Annotated in this window: 18 protein-coding genes, 1 tRNA gene and 1 other RNA gene; 14 read left to right on the forward strand and 6 right to left on the reverse strand. The window is 42.1% G+C overall.

The window, feature by feature from the left end:
• Positions 1–56 precede the first annotated feature (56 nt).
• From ftsH to NO991_RS11725, 7 genes are all read left to right on the forward strand, one after another.
• Complete coding sequence (gene ftsH / locus NO991_RS11695) at positions 57–1,994, forward strand: ATP-dependent zinc metalloprotease FtsH (protein ID WP_054551702.1); 1,938 nt, start codon at positions 57–59, stop codon at positions 1,992–1,994.
• A gap of 114 nt (positions 1,995–2,108) precedes the next feature.
• A complete protein-coding gene (gene folP, locus NO991_RS11700) occupies positions 2,109–2,957 on the forward strand; it encodes a dihydropteroate synthase (protein ID WP_300361476.1) in 849 nt (282 codons plus the stop codon).
• A complete protein-coding gene (gene glmM / locus NO991_RS11705; protein ID WP_054551700.1) occupies positions 2,950–4,305 on the forward strand; it encodes a phosphoglucosamine mutase in 1,356 nt (451 codons plus the stop codon). Before folP ends, glmM begins: the two co-directional genes overlap by 8 nt.
• 69 nt (positions 4,306–4,374) lie before the next feature.
• Positions 4,375–5,124, forward strand: a complete 750-nt coding sequence (tpiA, locus tag NO991_RS11710) for a triose-phosphate isomerase (protein ID WP_054551699.1) — start codon at positions 4,375–4,377, stop codon at positions 5,122–5,124.
• A 1-nt stretch (position 5,125) separates the two neighbouring features.
• Complete coding sequence (gene secG / locus NO991_RS11715) at positions 5,126–5,473, forward strand: preprotein translocase subunit SecG (protein WP_054551698.1); 348 nt, start codon at positions 5,126–5,128, stop codon at positions 5,471–5,473.
• A gap of 76 nt (positions 5,474–5,549) precedes the next feature.
• Positions 5,550–5,634 (forward strand) — tRNA-Leu (locus NO991_RS11720).
• A 197-nt stretch (positions 5,635–5,831) separates the two neighbouring features.
• On the forward strand, positions 5,832–6,776 hold the full coding sequence (locus NO991_RS11725) for a general glycosylation pathway protein (RefSeq protein ID WP_199528689.1): 945 nt from the start codon (positions 5,832–5,834) through the stop codon (positions 6,774–6,776).
• A gap of 42 nt (positions 6,777–6,818) precedes the next feature.
• On the opposite strand, the gene NO991_RS11730 is transcribed toward NO991_RS11725, so the two are convergent.
• Positions 6,819–6,971 (reverse strand): hypothetical protein, encoded by a 153-nt coding sequence (locus NO991_RS11730; RefSeq protein WP_199528688.1) that lies wholly within the window; start codon positions 6,969–6,971, stop codon positions 6,819–6,821.
• Entirely contained in the window at positions 6,971–7,813 is an 843-nt protein-coding gene (locus tag NO991_RS11735) for a VOC family protein (RefSeq protein ID WP_371352021.1), read from the reverse strand. The genes NO991_RS11730 and NO991_RS11735 overlap by 1 nt, the downstream gene beginning before the upstream one ends.
• Before the next feature lie 389 nt (positions 7,814–8,202).
• On the opposite strand from NO991_RS11735, the gene NO991_RS11740 reads away from it, so the two are divergent.
• Positions 8,203–10,425: a TonB-dependent receptor gene (locus NO991_RS11740; protein ID WP_371352022.1), complete on the forward strand. Its 2,223-nt coding sequence runs from the start codon at positions 8,203–8,205 to the stop codon at positions 10,423–10,425.
• A gap of 41 nt (positions 10,426–10,466) precedes the next feature.
• On the opposite strand, the gene NO991_RS11745 is transcribed toward NO991_RS11740, so the two are convergent.
• On the reverse strand, positions 10,467–10,835 hold the full coding sequence (locus NO991_RS11745) for a hypothetical protein (RefSeq protein WP_054551695.1): 369 nt from the start codon (positions 10,833–10,835) through the stop codon (positions 10,467–10,469).
• Positions 10,836–10,884: 49 nt separating this feature from the next.
• On the opposite strand from NO991_RS11745, the gene NO991_RS11750 reads away from it, so the two are divergent.
• Positions 10,885–11,430 carry a GNAT family N-acetyltransferase gene (locus NO991_RS11750; protein ID WP_166338967.1) on the forward strand — a complete coding sequence of 182 codons (546 nt, stop codon included), beginning with the start codon at positions 10,885–10,887 and terminating at the stop codon, positions 11,428–11,430.
• Between the two features lie 76 nt (positions 11,431–11,506).
• Entirely contained in the window at positions 11,507–13,165 is a 1,659-nt protein-coding gene (gene ggt, locus NO991_RS11755; RefSeq protein WP_300542555.1) for a gamma-glutamyltransferase, read from the forward strand.
• A 221-nt stretch (positions 13,166–13,386) separates the two neighbouring features.
• Here ggt and NO991_RS11760 read toward each other — a convergent pair whose 3' ends face one another.
• Positions 13,387–14,589 (reverse strand): aromatic amino acid transport family protein, encoded by a 1,203-nt coding sequence (locus tag NO991_RS11760; protein ID WP_300359756.1) that lies wholly within the window; start codon positions 14,587–14,589, stop codon positions 13,387–13,389.
• Positions 14,590–14,995: 406 nt separating this feature from the next.
• On the opposite strand from NO991_RS11760, the gene NO991_RS11765 reads away from it, so the two are divergent.
• On the forward strand, positions 14,996–15,901 hold the full coding sequence (locus tag NO991_RS11765; RefSeq protein ID WP_300359759.1) for a DMT family transporter: 906 nt from the start codon (positions 14,996–14,998) through the stop codon (positions 15,899–15,901).
• A 21-nt stretch (positions 15,902–15,922) separates the two neighbouring features.
• On the opposite strand, the gene NO991_RS11770 is transcribed toward NO991_RS11765, so the two are convergent.
• Positions 15,923–16,801: an OmpA family protein gene (locus tag NO991_RS11770; protein WP_054561850.1), complete on the reverse strand. Its 879-nt coding sequence runs from the start codon at positions 16,799–16,801 to the stop codon at positions 15,923–15,925.
• 216 nt (positions 16,802–17,017) lie between these two features.
• Between NO991_RS11770 and rnt the strand changes: the two genes are divergently transcribed.
• Entirely contained in the window at positions 17,018–17,698 is a 681-nt protein-coding gene (rnt, locus tag NO991_RS11775; protein WP_294408671.1) for a ribonuclease T, read from the forward strand.
• Here rnt and NO991_RS11780 read toward each other — a convergent pair.
• Positions 17,682–19,307, reverse strand: coding sequence for a FapA family protein (locus NO991_RS11780; protein ID WP_371352024.1), 1,626 nt, complete (start codon positions 19,305–19,307; stop codon positions 17,682–17,684). The genes rnt and NO991_RS11780 overlap by 17 nt on opposite strands.
• 277 nt (positions 19,308–19,584) lie before the next feature.
• Between NO991_RS11780 and ssrA the strand changes: the two genes are divergently transcribed.
• Positions 19,585–19,943: a transfer-messenger RNA gene (gene ssrA / locus NO991_RS11785) on the forward strand.
• A gap of 198 nt (positions 19,944–20,141) precedes the next feature.
• Entirely contained in the window at positions 20,142–21,335 is a 1,194-nt protein-coding gene (locus NO991_RS11790) for an integrase domain-containing protein (RefSeq protein WP_371352026.1), read from the forward strand.
• Positions 21,336–21,370 lie beyond the last annotated feature (35 nt).

Genomic DNA, 21,370 nt, shown 5'->3' on the forward strand with positions numbered 1-21,370 from the left:
CTGCGTTAAGTTGAATTTAAATTAATTGGATACAAGAGGTTAACTCCTTGAGCGATATGGCGAAAAATCTAATACTCTGGCTGGTCATTGCAGTAGTGCTAATGTCAGTGTTCCAGAGCTTTAATGGTGGTGATCAGGCAGATCGCCAAACAAGTTACACTCAATTTGTTAGCGACGCTCGCAGTGGCGCTATCCAAGAAGTCTCAATTGAAAGCACCACAGGTACGATTACTGGTACTAAAACAAATGGTGAGCGCTTTCAAACCATCATGCCTATGTATGATAAAGACATCTTGAATGATCTTTTAAAAAGCAACGTTAATGTCAAAGGCGTTAAGCCAGAAGAGCAGTCATTCCTCGCCAGCATTTTAATCTCTTGGTTCCCGATGTTACTGCTTATTGGTGTGTGGATTTTCTTCATGCGTCAAATGCAAGGCGGTGGCGGTAAAGGCGCGATGTCTTTCGGTAAGAGTAAAGCGCGCCTGATGAGTGAAGACCAAGTTAAAACAACGTTTGCTGATGTTGCTGGTTGTGACGAAGCGAAAGAAGATGTCACTGAACTTGTAGACTTCTTACGTGACCCATCAAAATTCCAAAAGCTAGGTGGTAGCATCCCGAAAGGTGTGTTGATGGTTGGTCCTCCTGGTACAGGTAAAACATTACTAGCTAAAGCGGTAGCTGGTGAAGCTAAAGTGCCGTTTTTCACAATTTCAGGCTCTGATTTCGTAGAAATGTTTGTTGGTGTTGGTGCATCACGTGTACGTGACATGTTCGAACAAGCTAAAAAAGCAGCACCTTGTATCATCTTTATTGATGAAATCGATGCAGTAGGCCGTAAACGTGGCGCTGGCATGGGTGGTGGTCACGATGAGCGTGAGCAAACGCTAAATCAGATGCTTGTAGAAATGGACGGCTTTGAAGGTAATGAAGGTATTATCGTTATCGCTGCAACGAACCGCCCTGATGTATTAGACCCTGCGTTATTACGTCCTGGCCGTTTTGACCGTCAAGTTGTTGTTGGTCTTCCTGATATTCGAGGCCGTGAACAAATCCTTAAAGTTCACATGCGTAAAGTGCCATTAGGTGACAACGTTGAAGCTGCGGTAATTGCACGTGGTACACCTGGTTTCTCTGGTGCTGACCTTGCAAACTTAGTTAACGAAGCCGCTTTATATGCAGCTCGTGGTAACAAACGCGTTGTAAGCATGGCAGAGTTTGACGCTGCAAAAGATAAAATCATGATGGGTGCAGAGCGCAAGACCATGGTGATGAGTGAGCAGGAAAAAGAAATGACTGCTTACCATGAAGCGGGTCACGCGATTGTTGGTCGCATGGTGCCTGAACATGATCCAGTGTATAAAGTGTCTATCATTCCTCGTGGTCGTGCTTTAGGTGTCACTATGTACCTGCCTGAGCAAGATCGTGTAAGCCATTCAAAAGAGCTATTAGAGTCAATGATCTCGAGTCTTTACGGTGGTCGTATCGCTGAAGCACTTATCTACGGTGAAGATAAAGTGACAACTGGTGCAAGTAACGATATTGAACGTGCAACAGATATTGCTCGTAAAATGGTTACCCAATGGGGTCTAAGTGAAAAACTTGGTCCATTACTTTACGCTGAAGATCAAAACGAAATGTACATGGGTGGCGGCGGTAGCCGTGCTATGAGCATGTCTGATGAAACAGCAAAAGTTATCGACAGCGAAGTTCGTTTATTCTCAGACCGTAACTATCAACGTGCTGAGCAAATCCTTAAAGATAACATTGATATCTTACATGCGATGAAAGATGCACTCATGAAGTACGAGACGATCGATGCGGGTCAAATTGATGACTTAATGGCACGTCAGCCTGTACGTGAGCCACGTGATGTTCATGACCGCCGTTCAGATGATAAAAAGCCGAGTGCGAAAGCTGAGCCTGTAGTTAATGAAACTAAATCTGATGATTCAGTAAAAAAGGATGAAACAAGCCTTGATGACAAAGCTGAATAATCGCTAGAATATAAAAAGCAAAAGCCCCGGATGCCGGGGCTTTTTTGTAGCATAAAATTGGCTCACTATTCCAGTGGAGTCCAGTGAAGCAAACGCATGGAAGTTTAAGTAAAAATGACCGCTCTTAACTTACCGCGAGGTCGCATTTTACGCCTCGATTCCCCTGTTGTTATGGGGATTTTAAATGTCACTCCTGATTCATTCTCTGATGGTGGTAGTTATTGTCAACTCGACAGCGCTGTCAAACAAGCTAAAACGTTATTAAATCAAGGCGCAAAAATAATTGATATAGGTGGTGAGTCAACCCGCCCTGGGGCACCTGATGTATCTCTTGAGGATGAGCTTGAACGCGTTATCCCTTTAGTTAAAGCGCTAAGAGCATCCAGCGACTGTATTATTTCTATTGATACCAGCAAAAGTGAGGTAATGCGCCAAGCGATAATTGCAGGGGCTGATATCATTAATGATGTCAGAGCTTTGCAAGAGCCAGGGGCAATAGAGGTATTAGCACAATACCCTGAGGTGGCAATTTGTTTAATGCATATGCAAGGTCAGCCTCGTACGATGCAAAGTAACCCACATTATGATGATTTATTTGCTGATATTAACGAATTCTTTGCAGAGCGTTTAGCCGTGTGTGAGCAAGCGGGCATTCAGTCTGAACGTATTATTTTAGATCCAGGTTTTGGCTTTGGTAAAACACTGGCTCATAATTACCAAATCTTAAATAAGTTTGATCTATTTAACCAATTCAAATTACCGGTTCTTGCGGGATTATCTCGTAAATCAATGATCGGTAACTTATTAAATAGAGATACCAATGAACGCTTAGCGGGAAGCCTTGCAGGCGCGCTGATAGCAGCACAAAACGGTGCAAAAATCATTCGCGTTCATGACGTACAAGAAACAGTTGATGTGCTTAGCGTTTGGCAAGCATGTACTAAAGGAATTACAAATGAGTAAAACAAGAAAATATTTTGGCACGGACGGTGTACGTGGCATGGTGGGTGAATTCCCAATCACTCCAGAGTTTGCGCTTAAGCTTGGTTGGGCTGCAGGTCGCGTTTTATCAAAAATTGGTACCAAAAAAGTCATTATTGGTAAAGACACCCGTATTTCTGGCTATATGCTTGAAACATCACTTGAAGCTGGCTTAATCGCCGCTGGTATCGATGTTGTTTTGTTAGGCCCAATGCCAACGCCGGCGGTTGCTTATTTAACGCAAACGTTCCGTGCTGAAGCGGGTATTGTAATTAGTGCATCTCATAACCCTTACCATGATAACGGAATTAAATTCTTTTCAAGCAGAGGCTTAAAATTACCAGATGATGTTGAGCTTGAAATTGAAGCCATGATGGATGAGCCAATGACCTGCGTTGCCTCTGACAAACTTGGTAAAGCGCGTCGTTTAGAAACGGCTGATGGTCGTTACATTGAATTTTGTAAAAGCCAATTCCCACAAGGCTTATCGCTTGAAGGTTTAAAAATTGTACTCGATTGCGCAAATGGTGCTACATACCACATTGCACCGTCAGTAATGCGTGAGTTAGGTGCTGACGTTATCTGTCATGCTTGTGAGCCAAACGGGGTAAATATCAACCTAGAGTGTGGTGCAACCCATGTTGAAACGCTTAAACGCAAAGTATTAGAACACAATGCTGATGTTGGTATTGCCTACGATGGTGATGGTGACCGAGTAATGATGGTTGACCACAATGGTCGTGTATTTGATGGTGATGACATTGTTTATATCATTGCTTGCCAAGCCGCTAATGACGATATTTTAGGTGGGGGTGTTGTTGGCACTGTTATGTCTAACATGGGCCTTGAAAATGCATTAAAAGCGCGCGGTATTGGCTTTGCTCGTAGTAAAGTAGGCGACCGCTACGTGATGGAACTACTGCAAGAAAATGGCTGGAAAATCGGTGGTGAGAGCTCAGGCCATGTATTAAATCTTGATTTAATCAGCACGGGTGACGGCATTATCTCAAGCTTGCAAGTGTTAGCGGCAATGGTTGCACAGAATAAAACGTTGCAAGACTTAGGGGCAGGTTTTACAAAGTACCCAATGAAAATGATCAATGTTCGCTACCCACAAGGTACCGATCCAACGCAAGATCAAGCTGTAGTTGAGATGGTAGCGCATGTTGAAGAGCAATTAGGTGATACAGGCCGAGTATTACTTCGAAAATCAGGTACAGAGCCTGTTGTTCGAGTAATGGTTGAAGCTGAGCAAGAAAAAGTTGTACTTGATAGTGCTCGCAAAATAGCTGAAGTTGTCGAAACTGTGAGCAAACAAACCGAGGCATAACAATAACCTCTTGTAACTTCGGGCAAGTCGAGTTAGTATCTTGCCCGCTTTCAAATGTGGAGTGGAATAATGGCAACACGTAAGCCGATGGTCGCAGGTAATTGGAAAATGAACGGCTCTTTAGAGCTTGTTGAACAGTTATCAACTGCTATTAAAAATGTTCAAACGGATGAACTGGATATAGTGGTGTTTCCACCATTCCCATTGTTGAGTTCTTTGCAGCAACAAAACGTCACGTTTGGTTCGCAAACAGTCTCTGAAAATCAAGCAGGCGCATTTACGGGTGAAGTAGATGCTCAGCTAGTCAAAGACCTAGGCGCAGCTTATACGTTAGTTGGCCATTCTGAACGTCGTAGCATTTACGGTGAGTCAGATGACGTTGTTGCAGATAAGTTTGCGCGAGCGCAGCAAGTTGGCTTAACTCCTATCCTATGTGTGGGTGAAAGCGAGCAGCAACGTGAAGCAAACGAAACTGAATTAGTGGTTGCAGCTCAAATTGATGCTGTAATTAGCAAATTAGGTGTAGCAGCACTGAAGAATTCTGTGGTAGCATACGAGCCCGTTTGGGCCATTGGCACAGGTAAGACTGCCTCTCCTGAGCAAGCGCAAGCCGTGCACAAGTTTATCCGCGAGAAGATTGCTTCTTCGGATAGCGATGTAGCACAGCAATTAACCATCTTATATGGTGGTAGCGTGAATGAAAAAAATAGCGAATTATTATTTGCACAACCAGATATAGACGGCGGCCTTATTGGTGGTGCCAGTCTTAAAGCAGATTCATTTACTGCTATCTGTGAAAGTGCAAAAGGGACCGTATAAGATGTACGAAATTTTATTAGTAGTTTATTTAATTGTTGCTTTAGCATTAGTTGGTATGGTTTTAATCCAACAAGGTAAAGGCGCAGATATGGGTTCATCATTTGGTGCTGGCGCTTCTGGTACCGTGTTTGGCTCATCAGGTGCTGGTAACTTCATGACTAAAACAACAACAATCTTAGCAACGATCTTCTTCGTACTAAGTATTGTTCTAGGTAACCTTACTGCAGGTCAAATCAAAAAGACTGATGAGTGGGAAAACCTAGAAGCTGCGCCAGCTGTTGAAACTGTAACGCCAGCACAATCTGATGTGCCTGCGACAGAAGATAAAACGTCTGACGTACCTAACTAATTAGCTTTGCTAATTAGCGTTAAGCAGTTTTCATTCCTCAAGTAAACTTAAAGCTTAACAACATACAGAATTGCATGCGGATGTGGTGGAATTGGTAGACACGCCATCTTGAGGGGGTGGTGGCTTCGGCCGTGGGGGTTCAAGTCCCCCCATCCGCACCAAAATTAAAAAGCTGTAACTCACTGAGTTACAGCTTTTTTCGTTTTAGTGCTTCCTAAAACAAAATGCGCACCTTTATAGTGCTTTTATTCTAATGTCATTCCCGTGCACGAAATTAACTAATTGATTATTAATTGAAATAAAAATTGGAGTCTTCCTTGCTTAACTAGAGTTGATATCACTACTTTGAGGAAGCAAGATGGCCAGAATGAGTTATTTAAGTGCTATAGAACGCTATGAAGAGCAACAACAGCTCATTCATGAACTGCTTCTTTCTATACTTGCCAGTGTTCAGGCATCATTGACTAACAAGCAAGCGTATCAACAGCTTGTCAATCAATATCCATTTCTAGAATTGCAATATTGCTTGAATGAACAAGGCATTCAACAAGGTGACAATGTCTGCTTTAAGCGTCAGTACAACAAGAAACTGGGTCATATTGGGGCTGGGCAGGACTTAAGTGCTCGGCCTTATTTTTTACTCGCTTCGTCAACACCCGTGCCGCATTTTACTTCGCCATATATTTCGACTGCGACTAAGCACCTTTGTATCTCAGTGATCAAAACAATCCCTTCAAGCAACGATGAACAGCAGTTTTTGGTTATCGATGTGTGTTTAACAGAGCTGATTGAATTTATTATGGGAGACACCAAGCGAGCCAGAATGACCCCTTACTTTAAGGTAGGTTATGGCTTAATTGTCGCTTGCTTGTTCTGTTTGGTGCTTTACCTGTTATATAAAGTGTTTGCTGGAATGGTGGATTTAGTCATAAGCGAAGACACTCAGTCAGATCCGCTTAAACCATTTACCATTATTATCTTTGTTACTTTAGCGTTGGCCATTTTTGATTTAGGCAAAACCATTCTAGAAGAAGAAATCCTCATGCATAAGGATATTTTTCGCCACAGCTCAACAAGACGTACGATCACACGTTTTATTTCAACAATTTTGATTGCAGTATCGATAGAAGCCTTACTAACCATGTTTAAAGCTGCACTCGGGCAAACAGAGTACGTTATACCTGCTGTATTGATGATGTTTGCTGTGGTAGGTCTGTTGATTGCACTGGCAATTTACGTTTTCCTAGGCGCCAAGGCTGAAGATGTGCTGACACAGGTGCAACGCTTAAAAGTAAAACATTAATGAATAGGGCGCTTTGTTTAAAGCGCAGCGCCCTGAAATTGATTAAAGTGTACCGCCAATGCCAATACTCGGGTTAACGTACACAGGGCCTACTTTAAACGGCGCATTAATATCTAGGCTTGCATAGGGGGTGCAGGCATTTAAAGCTAACATTGCAGTTGCAAGAGCAACTAAGCGAATCATTTTTTTATTCATTACATTTGCTCCTGAATTACAATACCAGCACCCGCTGGATCACGAATAATGGCGACGCTGCCACTTCGTACTTTGTCATTTGGTGCCATTAGAACTATGCCGCCTGCCGAGGTTACTTTTAATAGGGTTGCATCAATATCGGCTACTTTAATGTAATTCACCCATGTATTACCAATCTCGGCATCTGGTTTTTTTACAAAGCCAATCGCAGGTGTGCCATTTAAGGCTAAGTAGCTGTAATTGCCATTTTTAAGCGGTTTACTTTGTGCTGAATAATTACCAAGTGATTGGTAAAAGGCTTTGCTCTGCTCTGGGTTATCACTCCATACTTCTTGCCAAATCCAGCCGTTATCAGTTTGCTGAGTTTCAGGGTCACCATTTACGGCATTGATCAGTGAAAAAACAGCTCCTTGTGGATCTTCTAATACAGCAATAGTGCCACGGCCTTTAATTTCGGTATTGCTTACTAAGACTTTACCTCCGGCTTTGATAGTTTTTTCACTAACGCCAGCGATGTCTTTACTACTGATAAGGCTCAGCCAATGGCTGGCATTTTGTTTATTATCGAGTTCTGCCATACCTGCAATTAATTTTCCATCTAATGATGCCAGCGTGTAGCTGTCGTTAACGGCTTGAAATTGCCATCCAAACACGCTGGCATAAAATGCTTGAGATTGTGCCAAATTAGGTGTGATCAAATCATGCCACACTACGTGACCTGAGTTCTTTGTTCCTGAATCACTGATTGCGGGTAGTTCGCTTGAAGAAAGCTGGCAACCGGTCAATGAGACCCCAGCGACTGCCATTAAAATTGCAGCACGTAAGGGGGTGTGTAATTTCAAAATTTGCTCCTTGCAAAATGGGATCAAATAAAAGCATAGACTATTACTTGTTTGAAATTCAATCAAATTGAAGTGTTACGATAGAATAATCTAACTACTACTAAATGCGTGGGAATAGGATAAATTTATACTGCTGTTATGTTACTCTTTGAATTTGCGCAATAATTTTAATTGCAATAGTCATTTAATTGAAGAGATTATTCAAATTGTCATACATTTAATTGTTTAAATTAATATAATCAGCATTAAATTAAAAAAATTATACATATTTTCACAAAACTGACATATAATACCCCTCCAGAGGAAAGATGCTTACACCTAAGCGTCTTTTTTTATGCCTGAAATTTACGGGTAAAAATACACACACACGGTATCCTTTGGAGTTTTAATTGAAATTACGTCACCTCTCACAGTTAACTGTAGCTATTGTTGCTGCATTATCTACTTCAGCCTTTGCTGAGCAAGAAAAAACCACTGCTAAACAAGATGCTTTCGAAAAAATCGAAGTAACAGCGCGTAAGCGTACAGAAAGCATTTTTGAGTCGCCAACAGCAGTGACATCAATCGGTGAAAACCTGATTGATAAAGCGAACATGAGTAACCTAGAAGACATCGGCAAATACGTACCTAACCTAAACATCACTCGTTACGGTGTAGGTAATGCGGCACATGCATCTGTATTCATTCGTGGTATTGGTTTACAAGACCATGTGATCACAACTGATCCGAGTGTAGGTGTTTACTTAGATGGCGTTTACCTTGGTCGCCAAATGGGCTCTAACTTATCATTACCAAATGTTGAGCGTGTAGAGGTATTACGTGGTCCACAAGGTACTTTGTACGGTCGCAACACATTAGGTGGTGCAGTAAATATTATTACTAAGCAACCGGGTGATGAAGGCATTGTGACTACAAATGCAAAAGTAGGTAGCCGTGGTCGTTTAGCCGGTGACGTTTACTTTAATAACAGCCTTACAGACACTGTAAGCATGTCGGCAAGCGTGTCTTATAAACAACGCGATGGTGTAGGTGAAGCGATTAACCTTGCTAACCCAGAGAAAGAAATTGGTGAAGAGCAAGAGTTAAGTGGTCGTATGGCGCTTAAATGGCAAGCAAACAGCGACTTATCTTTTGTGTTCTCAATTGATGGTGTTGATAACGAATCAGGCCAATCACCATACACAATTGAGCTAACGGCGCCACTTGACCCGAATGACCCATTCAATGGTGATTTCCCATTACTTACAGAAGACATGTTACCGAGCGATCCTGATGATTTAGCAACGACGGTAGCGAGTATTGAGTCGACGGCTTACTCAGGCTGGGGTACTTCATTAACAGCTGATTGGGATATCAATAACACCTATACAGCTAAGTTTATCACAAGCTACCGTAGCTCAGAATACGAAGGGGGTCTTGATGATGACGCTGTTGCCCTTAACTTATCAGAGTTCCCTGAAGAAGGCGGTGCAGATCAATATTCATTCGAAATCCAGTTAAATGGTAGCTTCGATAATATGGACTTTGTGTCTGGCTTATACTTCTTTAATGAAGATGGCTTCACAAGTTCTGGTCCGTTTGTATTTAGCCCATTCAACACACCAGATGGCCTTTTGAACGACGGTACTACTGCGTCTTTTGGTGATTACGGTTACTTTGATATCAACCAAGAGACTAACTCATACGCAGCTTATATCAATGCAAGCTATGACCTAAGCGACGATTTAACAGTGGGCGGTGGTCTTCGTTATTCGAAAGATAAAAAAGAAGCCGATGCCTTATTCCCAACGTTTGCAACACGCAAATACGTAAGTGCTGATTTTGATGCAGTAACATGGGATTTAAATGCGTCTTACCAGCTTAGCAATAACATGAACGTGTATGGCCAAATCCAAAAAGGTTATCAAACAGGTGGTTTCCCACCGCGTCCATTTGGTGGTCCTGATCAATTTGTTTCTTTCGATGAAACAAAAGCAATTAACTACGAGCTAGGCCTTAAAGGTCAAGTACACGAAGACGTATCTATGATGCTTGCAGTGTTTGTTACTGATTACACAGACCTAGCATTACCATTCTCAGATCCAACTGCAGGTGGCGGTTTCGTTACTATCGTAGAAAATGCGGGTGAGTCTAAAGCACAAGGTATCGAGCTTGAAACAACAATTGCATTTACAGATGACTTTACGCTACGTAGCGCGATTGGTTACCTAGATTCAGAAATCACAGAAGTAGATGACGGTGTATTAGGTATTGGTAAAGGCGACTCACCAGCACTAACACCACGTTGGACTGTGATGGTCGCTCCTTCTTATTTCATTGATTTAAGTAACGGTGGCACAGTGGCAGTAAACGCTAACTATTCATACCGTAGCGATATGCAAGGTCAATCAGTTTACAACCAAAGTGAACACATTGATTCTCGTGAATTAGTGGGTTTCAACATTTCTTACTTAAACCCGAACGGTGACTTTGAAGTGACTCTTTACGGTGAGAACGTGTTAAACGAAGTATACGATGTGGGTCGTTTACAACAATCTGGTTTTGTTGGCGTAATGCGCAGCAATGACCGCAGTGAATTTGGCTTAAAATTCAAAAAAGAATTTGAGCTTTAATTACTAACAAAAAAGGGCAAGTAAATACTTGCCCTTTCTTTTTAATTATTTTTCTCTTGCTCGCGTTTTTCGCGCGCTTCTCTTAATTCTTCAGCCAGTTCTTTTGCTTTTTGCTTGGTTTTCTCAGACAGTTCACCAGCCGCTTCTTTACTCTCAATCCATGCATCTAAGGCAATTTCTTTACCGTCATCATACATGCTTAAGCCCATCTTTTTACTTTCTTCGAGTAACTCTTGCAGTGAGTCGTCGTTAAACTCATTGGTGGCGTCTTTTACGTCGCTCCAAGCATCATTTAGCGCTTGCTTTACTTCCTCTTTTGCTTCGCTGGCATCTTTCTTGGCTTGCTCTGCGTCATCACAACCTGTTAAGGCAATACAGCCTAATAAAACTAAGCTTGCTAATTTGTTCATATTTTTCTCTAATGGTTAATTAACTATTAAGCAGTATAAGCAATAAAAAATGAATATAGCTAGAACAGCACGATTAAGTTTTCGGTTAATGGATGAAAATGATGCCGAGCTACTTTATGAGCTCGATAACGACCCAGAAGTAATGAAACATCTCACTCGCGGCAAAGTATCCACTATGCAGACCATTAAAGAGGTGTTTATTCCACGCTTGAATGCGTATCGAAATGAGCAAAAAGGCTGGGGGCTTTGGCAAGTAAACATCATAGAGAGCAATACCTTTATCGGTTGGGTATTAGTCAGGCCTATGGGCTTTTTTGAACAGCCTGATTTTAGTGATTTAGAAATTGGCTGGCGCTTTAAAAGAATGAGCTGGGGCAAAGGCTATGCGTCTGAGGCGGCACTTGCCATTGCTAAAGCCGTAAGCGAGCCAGAAGAAATAAAGTCGCTCAGTGCCACAGCACTTAAAGCTAACCTAGGCTCAATAAAGGTGATGGAAAAACTAGGCCTTAAGTTTGTAAAAAACTATACCCATCAAGATGAGCAAGGTGAATTACCTGCAGTACTTTATTCATGTCCTAAAGAGCAGCTTAGCTAAGTTAATCGTAACTAATTGACCTTAAGGGTTTCACATGTCTAAATGGTTAAAATAACATCAAGAAAAAGGAAGTACCATGGCAAGTTTACTCAAATACGCGGCACATCTATTTATCGTTACCGCGATATTTTTTCATCCATCAAGCTTTGCAAAGCAAGCGGCCGTCGCTATGCCAGATAGCTACAGCAGTGATACGGCGCGCGCTATTTTAGAGCAAGGCGGCAACGCCGTTGATGCGGCAATTGCAGCACAGTTTGTATTAGCGGTTACTTTACCAGAAGCTGGAAATATCGGTGGTGGTGGCTTTATGCTGATCCAAAAAGATGGCAAAGGTGATTTTATTGATTACCGCGAAACAGCCCCTGCTGCAGCTCATCGCGATATGTACCTTGATGATAAAGGCGATGTTATTGATAACATGTCTGTGTACGGTATTCACGCAAGTGGTGTTCCGGGCAGTGTTGCTGGTATGTGGCTTGCCCATCAAAAGCACGGCAGCTTAGAGTGGAAGACTCTACTAGAGCCCGCGGTTAAATTAGCCGAGCAGGGCTTTATTGTGCATCCTAAGCTAGCTGCGAGTATCGAGCGTTACATTGCGCGAATGGCCAAAAAGTCGGTAAACATTAACTTTGCTGATTACTTTGCCGATGCCAAAGCAAATAAGGTATTTAAGCAGCCGGAACTTGCAGCCACACTGAAACGTATTCGCGATCAAGGTAAAGCAGGTTTCTACGAAGGTGAGACAGCGAAGATCATTGCGACGTTTATGAAGCAACACGGCGGCATTATTACTGAGCAAGACTTAAAAGCTTATCAAGCTAAATCGCGTACACCGATTAAAGGTAATTGGCGCGGTTACGAAGTGCTCACATCGCCACCGCCAAGTTCAGGCGGTATTGCTATTTTACAATGGCTAAAAATGTACGACCTTGCAAAGCCAAAAGGAACGCTTGAGCACAACTCGACCACCTATGTTCATATTTTGGCTGAAGTAGGTAAACACGTATTTGCCGACAGAGCTGAATATTTAGGTGACCCAGATTTTTATGAGGTGCCAAAAATAGCTCTACTTGCAGATGATTATCTTAGTAATCGCGCAAGTACAATTCGCCCAGATGCCATTTCAACTACTGAGAACATCAAACCAGGTTTACACGAAAGTGAGCAAACAACGCATTTTTCTATTCTAGATAAGTGGGGCAATGCCGTTGCGAATACCACGACCATCAACTTAAGTTTTGGTAGCGGCGTGGTTGTATCGGGCGCAGGGTTCATTTTGAATGATGAAATGGATGACTTTAGTGCCAAACCCGGTGTGATGAATGTATTTGGTGCAATTGGTGGCAAAGCTAACGAAATCCAACCCCATAAACGCATGTTGAGCTCAATGACACCCACCATTCTACTTCAGGATAACCAAGTGAAAATGGTAACTGGTTCTCCGGGTGGCACCACGATTATTAGCTCTGTGTATGAGTCTATTTTAAATGCGGTTGAATTTGATATGACTGCAGAGCAAGTGGTAGACAGCCCACGCTTTCATCACCAGTTATGGCCTAAAAATGTGATTAGATACCACACAGGCCTTGAACCAAAGGTTGTTAAAGCGCTTGAGAAGATGGGTTATACACTTGATGAGCGCCATTTTGGTGATATGCATGTGATCATCAATAAAGACGGTAAATTAGATGCAGCTTCTGAAGCATCTGGCCGAGGTAAGGCGATGGTGTTTTAATTATACCAATCCGCAATAATACTTAATCATTTTGAGGGATTAAACCTGTCGCTACCTGCGTTAAAAATTTCTCATTTTGAACAACTAAATAACGAAATTTTTGCCTTGTTATCAACAAGGTTTTCTTGCCTCAAAATTGACTACTTAATTAAGCGAATTGGCATTACACCTTAAACACAGGTACAAAAAAGCACCCTCGGGTGCTTTTTTTGATGAGCTGTTTAACCAATCGCTGGAATAAGCCCCGCCATTTGTAAACCTTGAGCACTAATAATAAGCACACCAAACAGGGCGGCCAATGCTAAGCCAATATTACCGCCTTTAACTTGGTAACCCGCATCAGGTTTGCTGCTTCGTTGCTTATAGACCATAGCAACCGGTAAAAACACTGCTAAAATAACCAGCGCAATGGCGGCGTAGCCAAGTGCCATAATAAACCCTTGTGGATAGAATAGCGCAAAACCTAGTGGTGGAATAAAGGTGATCAAGGCTGTTTTGATACGATCTTTACTGCCATCACCTTTTTTAAATGCATCAGCAAAAAAGTCGAATAAACCTAAACTCACCCCTAAGAAAGACGTGGCCAGCGCTAAATCAGCAAAAATGTTCACAGCGGTGGCAACATGTGGGCTGTGAGCAATGCTAGCAATACTGCTTACAAAACCGGGTAACCCTTGGCTTTGTAGTAAGTCGCTTTGACTCATCATGCCTTGGCTAAGTAATTGCCAAAAAATGTAAATCACTAAAGGCAGAGCTGCACCGGCCACCATTACTTTACGAAGTGTTTTGATATCTAAACCCACGTATTTCACTATCGACGGAATAGAGCCATGAAAACCAAACGAGGTAAACACCACCGGGATTGCAGATAAAATCAGACCTTGTTCAATCGGCATTTCAAGTAAGTGTTGGCCATGAACATAAGGTGTCAGCATATAAAATAAGCTGGCTAGTACGCATACTTTAATAGTGAACAGTACGCGGTTAAGCTTATCGACTTTGCTGGTACCGAGTGTTACCACAGTACCAATCACAACAGCCAGAATAACTGAGCCAACTTGCGGCGCTAAAGAAAGCGATAAACCATTGTTGAGCTTTTCTTGTAATTGCGCACCACCACCTGCGATATACGCAGCGCATAATGCGTAAAACAAAAACATCACTGAAAAGTTAGCAACCCATTGGCCACGTTTACCTAACCATGACTTAGCTAACGTATTGAGGGTTGCATCTCTGTCGGCATATTGATGTAGCTCTAGCATCAGTAATGCTGTGTAGGTCATTAAAACCCATGTAAGTAAGATAAGTGATAACGCTGTTGTGAAACCAAGCCCTGCGGAGGCGATAGGCAATGCCAGCATCCCTGCACCTATGGTGGTGCCAGCAACAATTAACATGCTACCTATTGTTTTATTTTTAAGCACTTTTTGCCCCTTAAACTTCGTGAGAGGCAAGCAAGATATAACTTGTTTAACAAAACTTAAATAGTTTTGTTATAAATCAAAGAAATTAAATGTAACCTATGATTTACATGTGCAAACAGGCTGTTGAAATCAGCAAAAAACTTTTTGCCAAATAGCATGAGTATTCGTGTTGACAAAATCACCATTTAGGCGGTTTCTTAAGCTTCTTCAACTTACTTTATTAAATACCATGATGCAGCTAAACCAACGACCAACAAACAATTGTATGCGCCTGACCTCATCAGTCGTATGGTCTGTTATTTGCTGCGGTTAATTAAGTAAGTTTTACTAACCGCGTTCTAAGCGGTTGGTTATTTCCCTTTTAAATTCTCTTCCGCTTTTTTCGCCTTTTTAAAGGAATAAGCTTGTGCCTGTTAAAGCCTCATATTTTTTAATGGTGGTGATTTGGTCAACAACCCCACTGGGTATTGTTTGGAGTAGTGAAACGGTAGCACCAACCCTGGCTGTATTTTTACGCATGCTGGTGGGGCTGGTGTTGGCTTCGTTTGTCGTTGCTGTTGCCAATATCCGAGTGCCCTGGCATCGCCGTGCTTTATTCCTTTATGGCTATTCAAGCATAGGTATTTTTGGCGGCATGTTATTAAGCTACATGGCCGCTAAAACAGTGCCTTCTGGGTTAATATCATTGATGTTTGGTCTTGCGCCAATTTTATCGGGCTTACTTGCGCAAAAGATCTTGAACGAACCTAAGTTCAGCGCCATTAAGCTTGGCGCACTTGGCTGTGCCTTAATTGGTTTATTTTTAGTAAGCCAGCGCCATATTCAAGGGGGAGTAGAGCAGCTTAGTGGCCTGTTATATGTATTTATGGCAGTGTGCTTTTTTAGTTTGAGCGGTGTGATGATCAAACGGGTAAGAATTGCTATTCATCCAATGGCCACCACATTTGGTGCGTTGGTTTTTGTAACCCCACTGTTTTTTATTACTTGGTTGCTGGTAGATGGCCAACTTAATAGCCAGATGTGGAGTGCAAAATCACTGTACTCAATTGTTTACTTAGGCGTGTTTGGTTCATTAATTGGTGCGCTGGCGTATTTTCATGTATTGCAGAAGTTGAACGCAAGCACGGTCGCATTAACAACCCTGATCACACCAAGTTTTGCAATTGCGATTGGTGGTTTGCTTAATGATGAGCCCATTGACCAAGCTCTGATTGTTGGCGCGACCATCATTATGATTAGTCTCGCGTTTTTTCAGTTTGGCGATAAGTGGCTTAAGCGCTTTAAGCGTGTGAAGTCAATAGAAATGAGTTAAAGCTAGTAGCCGCTTCGGCGGCTACATTTTTGCAATTTGAATGACTAAACGACGGTTTTTGTTTCTGTCCAAAATGTTGTCATTACTGGCAACATGGCGCTTTTCACCGTAACCATCGGTATCTACTTTGCTTTCATCAACCCCTAAGCTAACAATGTAATCTTTAATCGCTTTAGCACGCTTTTTTGATAATTCGAGGTTATTCCAGCGACCACCGTAGCTATCGGTGTAAGAAGATATTGAAATAGATTCGATGTTGGTGTCGTACTTTAAGTATTCGCCAATTTTATCTAAGCGTTTTTGTGATGATTTAGTCAGTTTGCTGGTATTAGGCTCATAGTTCATCACTGTGAACGAAATATCTTCAAAGCTGTAAGGCAGCATCGCATCTCGGCACTGTAAAAACGCCCAATAAGCTTGCTTAAAGTTGACACTCGATAAACCAACGGCAATTTTATCGGCACTGTTTTGCCAGTCTTGGTAATAAAATGTCGGTTGGTAACCTTTTTCAAGTTCGGTGAGCATTTCCCAAGCGGTTTTGTTGCCAAGCTCGCCGTCAAACTTACGTAATAGCTTCATATTTGCTAAGTCGCGAGCAGGCATACCTGCACGCCAGCTAGGTGGTACGGCTTTTAGGCCAGCAATACTGTAATTGTCTGGGCGTACGACCATATCAAGGTTGAAGTTTACGTCTTTATTTTTACTGGCAGTGGTGCTGAAAATTGCTTCACCATAGTAAGGAACTTCATGATTTAATTGGCATTCTAAGCGAGAAGTTTTAACCATTTGCCAGTTCGACATATCAGCATTAGCGGTATACTCACGCATGGCTGCATGCGCATTTATACTTGCAACTGAGGTTAATAGGCCTAGGCTTAAAGGAAGTAATGAAAGCTTCATCACGGTAATTCTCCAACAAATCATCAATGCCAAATAATTGGCAATTTTTGTGTTTAATTGCTTCAGCATACTAAACACAGGGCTAGCTGATTAATATAAAGCAAGTAATGTGCCTAAAAACTCAGTAAGAATCTGCGATTTCACACTATTTACTCTAGCAGAGTAGCCGTGGTTTTTGACATAATAGCCAGCTTACACTGGCAAACCAAGAAGACTATGGAAAATACTGAACAAACTCTTTTCGCAAAACGCTTTCGTGGCTTTTTTCCTGTTGTGATTGATGTTGAAACCGCAGGTTTTAATAAAGAAACCGATGCGTTATTAGAAATTGCTGCATCTGTCCTTAAAATGGATGAAGACGGCGTGTTAAGTATTGATCATACTGTGCATTTTCATGTTGAGCCATTTGAAGGCGCGAATATTGAACAAGCGGCCATTGAGTTTAATGGTATTGATCCTTTTTCTGCGCTGCGTGGTGCGGTGCCTGAAGAAGAAGCGATTAAAGAAATTTGTAAAGTCGTGCGCAAGGCACAAAAAGCGGCGGGTTGTCAGCGTTCAGTGGTAGTAGCACATAATGCAGCGTTTGATCACGGCTTTTTAAATGCCGCCATTGAGCGTTGTAAAATTAAGCGCACGCCATTTCATCCATTTGTTAGCTTTGATACCACATCATTGGCAGGCCTTGCACTAGGGCAAACAGTATTAGCTAAAGCGTGTAGGGCGGCAGGGATTGAGTTTGATAATAAACAAGCTCACTCAGCACTTTATGATACCGAACGCACAGCAGAACTGTTTTGTTTAATCGTTAATCGCTGGCAACAACTTGGCGGTTGGCCATTGCCTGAAACTGAAGCAAGTGAAGAAGAGCAAGACTCAGCCGCTAAAACGACTGAGTAATTTTGCCTTCAAAAAAACGCACCATGTTAGGAGGGTAAATACGTGAGAACTGTTTACTCTCTTGCGCTATCTTAAGCTCCACCCCAGGATGCATTAATTCATTCACTTTTAAGCGGCTTGTTGCTAATAAGCGCGCAATCTTAATTTTCACTAAGTGTTTCTTTTTCTTCGTGCTGGCTGTTTTAATTTTAATTTGCTGTTCGCTGGCAGTTATCTTTTTAATATAATGCGCACGTTGAGCTGGGTCGGGTATTTTATTGGCCTTTTTGCGTGCTTGCTGTAAAGCTGCTGCTTTCGTCATTAATAGTTTTTCAAAGTCATTAATTTGCTGCTGCTTTTGGCGTAAATCATGCCAGTATTGAGCAATGAAAACCCGTGTTTTAGTGCCTGACGGCGCACCAAGCTCACCGGTTTCAATTCGCATCGCATCTAAAATATTGCCACCAATGATTTTGCCTCGCGGGTTATTAGCTTTGCCGACTCGAATAAGGCGGCGAGCACTTAAATCACAATGCAAAGCCTGACGTTCAATGAATAAATCCTGCTCTGTTTTTATATGGCAGTACTGAGCATAACCAACAGAGATAGTGCGCGAAGCCGTGATGTTACAGGTAAAGTTTTCAACGTTTTCACGTTTTCTGCCAACAGCCCCAAGCATCACGGTGACTTCACTTTTACTTTCAATTGTGGCTGATTCAACAAAGCCTAATACTGTGATATCACCCGTTGCTTTGACGCGCATTCCATCTTTTACATCACCACTGATAATGACACTACCATCAAATTCGACATGGCCCGTACTTACATCAACATGATGAAAGCACAATACATCGTCCACGCGCATACCGCGGGGTAGGGCAACAGGCACGCCTTTAGCATCGGCAATTAACATATTGCTATTGTTTGGATCGATACGCGTTCCTTCAAATGGCTCAAGAGGTAAGTCTTTACCGGACTTAGCTGGCATCACATCACCAAACACCGTAAAGCCATCTTCGCCGGGTGTTGCAGGCACTCGTTGCATTAATGGCGTGCCGGGTTTAACGGTAATAATGGCACCTAAATTACGCATGTCGACTTTACCGCCAGAGGTCGCTTGCGGGCTAAGAACGCGGTCTTGTGCTGTAGAGCATAAGCGTACAAATTTAGCATCAGTGCCTTCTTTAGGCATTCTGCCATGGGCAACAATTGCGGTGTAATGGGCGCCGGGTGGTTGCTTAAATTGTTGGCCTAAAAAGGTATCAAGGGCACGTAAACTAATGCCTTTAATCACGCCCGCCTCTGCAAGCACCTCTTGCGCCATATCCATGCTAACAATTTTACCGCCACGGGCTGTTGTTAAGCTTGCTTCAACCACCATGTTTTTAGCATCGACTTTTACTTCAAGGTGAGCATCAACGGCTTTAGCAACCACTAAAGATTGGTTTTGATATTGGCTGCTAGGGATGAACAGCTTACCTATATTGGCATCAATATATTCGTAGTTGGCATAAGGCGACTGCTCAAGTAATTCAATTAATTGAGAACTCGTAGTAGGAAAACCCGCATCCCTAGGATGCTCACACAAAGAGACATAGCCACTTTGTTCATCGAATGAAAACATCGACATCTGAAAAGCCCTGTAAAAAACTGCCTGTTATTATAGTTATGTGTTGTTACAGGTTATTTTTGGAGAAGGGTAACAACGTTTCCTATTTCAGCACAACTTTTGTACTATGTTAAGGATTTGTATGATTAAAATGTGAAAATATGTATAAAACTGACTTTTCCTGCTTGAAATTTCAGCAGTCAAAGGCACTTAGCAAAAATTTCCCGATTAATGCCTTGAGTCTGAACAGGCTACTCAGTTATACTGCACAGACACTCTGAATGAGATACCAAATTCAGGGGCTGATTAGGATTCGACGGAATTCAAGACGCCCGAGGTGCATGTCGAGGTGCGGTTGGCCTCGTAAAAAAGCCGCAATTTAAAGTAATCGCAAACGACGATAACTACGCTCTAGCGGCATAATAGCCCGCTAGCACTTCTCCGGTGTATGTCTGTGGACCCGGTTCTGAAGTGTCACCCTACACGGACTCGCTACGGAAACCCTGGCCGGGGTTGAAGGGCTAAAACTAAGCGGCCTCGCCTTTGCAGATCGTGTTCGTCCGAGCTGTATAAGGTTAACTAAAAGACGATACTAAGCATGTAGTACCAAAGGTCGAGGCTTTTCGGACGGGGGTTCAAATCCCCCCAGCTCCACCAATACAGTGTTCGGTTACCATCGAAGACGACCTGAAACCCCTTAAATCTTCTAGGTTTGAGGGGTTTTTTGTATCTGTACTGTTCGACGTTGTTTTGCACTTTTCGGGTAACGATGTACCATAGAGTGGCCCACCAAATTGATAGGCCAAAAGCCATGGGCCATAAATTCAAAGTGACCACATTCAGCAGGTGCAGACAATGCCTAAAGTAGCAACTCGATTAAATGATACTCAAATAAAAAGAGCTAAAGCATCAGATAAAAATTATGAGTTATCAGATGGCGAAGGTTTAATTTTAAGAGTTCTTACATCAGGAACTAAATCTTGGATCTTTCGATATAGTCCTCCCTATACCAAAAAAAGAACAAATATTAGCTTTGGTACTTACCCACTAATTACGCTAAAAGAAGCAAGGCAATTAAGAGAAGAAGCTCGCACATTACTTGCAAAAAACATTGATCCAAAAGAGCACAAAAAACAGGCTGAGGCATTTGAAATAAGCGAAGCTCAAAACACTTTTAGGCTGGTGGCTCAAAAGTGGTTCGAAATAAAAAAGACTACTGTGACAGAAGGGTATGCTGAGGATTTATGGAGCTCGTTAGAAAACCACTTATTTCCTCGACTAGGAGATAGAGCAATAAGAGACCTATCAGCGCCTTTAGTTATTGAAGTGATGCAACCTTTAGCAGCGCGAGGAGTGTATGAGCAAATAAGACGTCTTTGCCAACGTGTAAATGAAATCATGACGTATGCCGTTAATACGGGAATTATCCATGCAAATCCATTAGCTGGAATTAAAAGTGCCTTTCAGTCTCCTAAACGTAATCACATGAATACCATTGAGCCAGAAAGATTACCTGAATTATTAGAGCGATTAAATCGTGCAAGTATAAAATATACAACGCGATGCCTCATCGAGTGGCAATTACACACATTGTGCAGGCCATCAGAAGCAGCTTGTGCTAAATGGTCTGAAATAGATTTTGGAAATGAAATTTGGACTATTCCTGCAGAAAGAATGAAAGCAAGGAAGGAGCATAAAATTCCTTTAACTAAGCAGTCGCTACACTTACTTGAGCTTATGAAACCAATAAGTGCTCATTTAGAATATATATTTCCTGCGGACCGAAATCCTAGAACTCATACCAATCCACAAACGGCAAATGCAGCATTAAAAAGAATGGGCTTTCAAAACATTCTAGTCGCTCATGGCTTAAGAGCTTTAGGTAGTACAATTCTGAATGAAAAGGGCTTCGACCCTGATTTGATTGAAAGCGCATTGGCCCATACTGATAAAAATGAGGTTAGACGAGCATATAACCGAGCTCAATATTTGGCTCGTAGAAAGGAAATGATGGAGTGGTGGAGTGAGCATTTGATGGATTGTATTTGAGTTGAAGCGTATTTTCGGTACTTGAAAATATTTAC

This window comes from Pseudoalteromonas sp. DY56-GL22 (assembly GCF_041414715.1).
GTDB classification, from domain to species: Bacteria; Pseudomonadota; Gammaproteobacteria; order Enterobacterales; family Alteromonadaceae; genus Pseudoalteromonas; species Pseudoalteromonas simplex.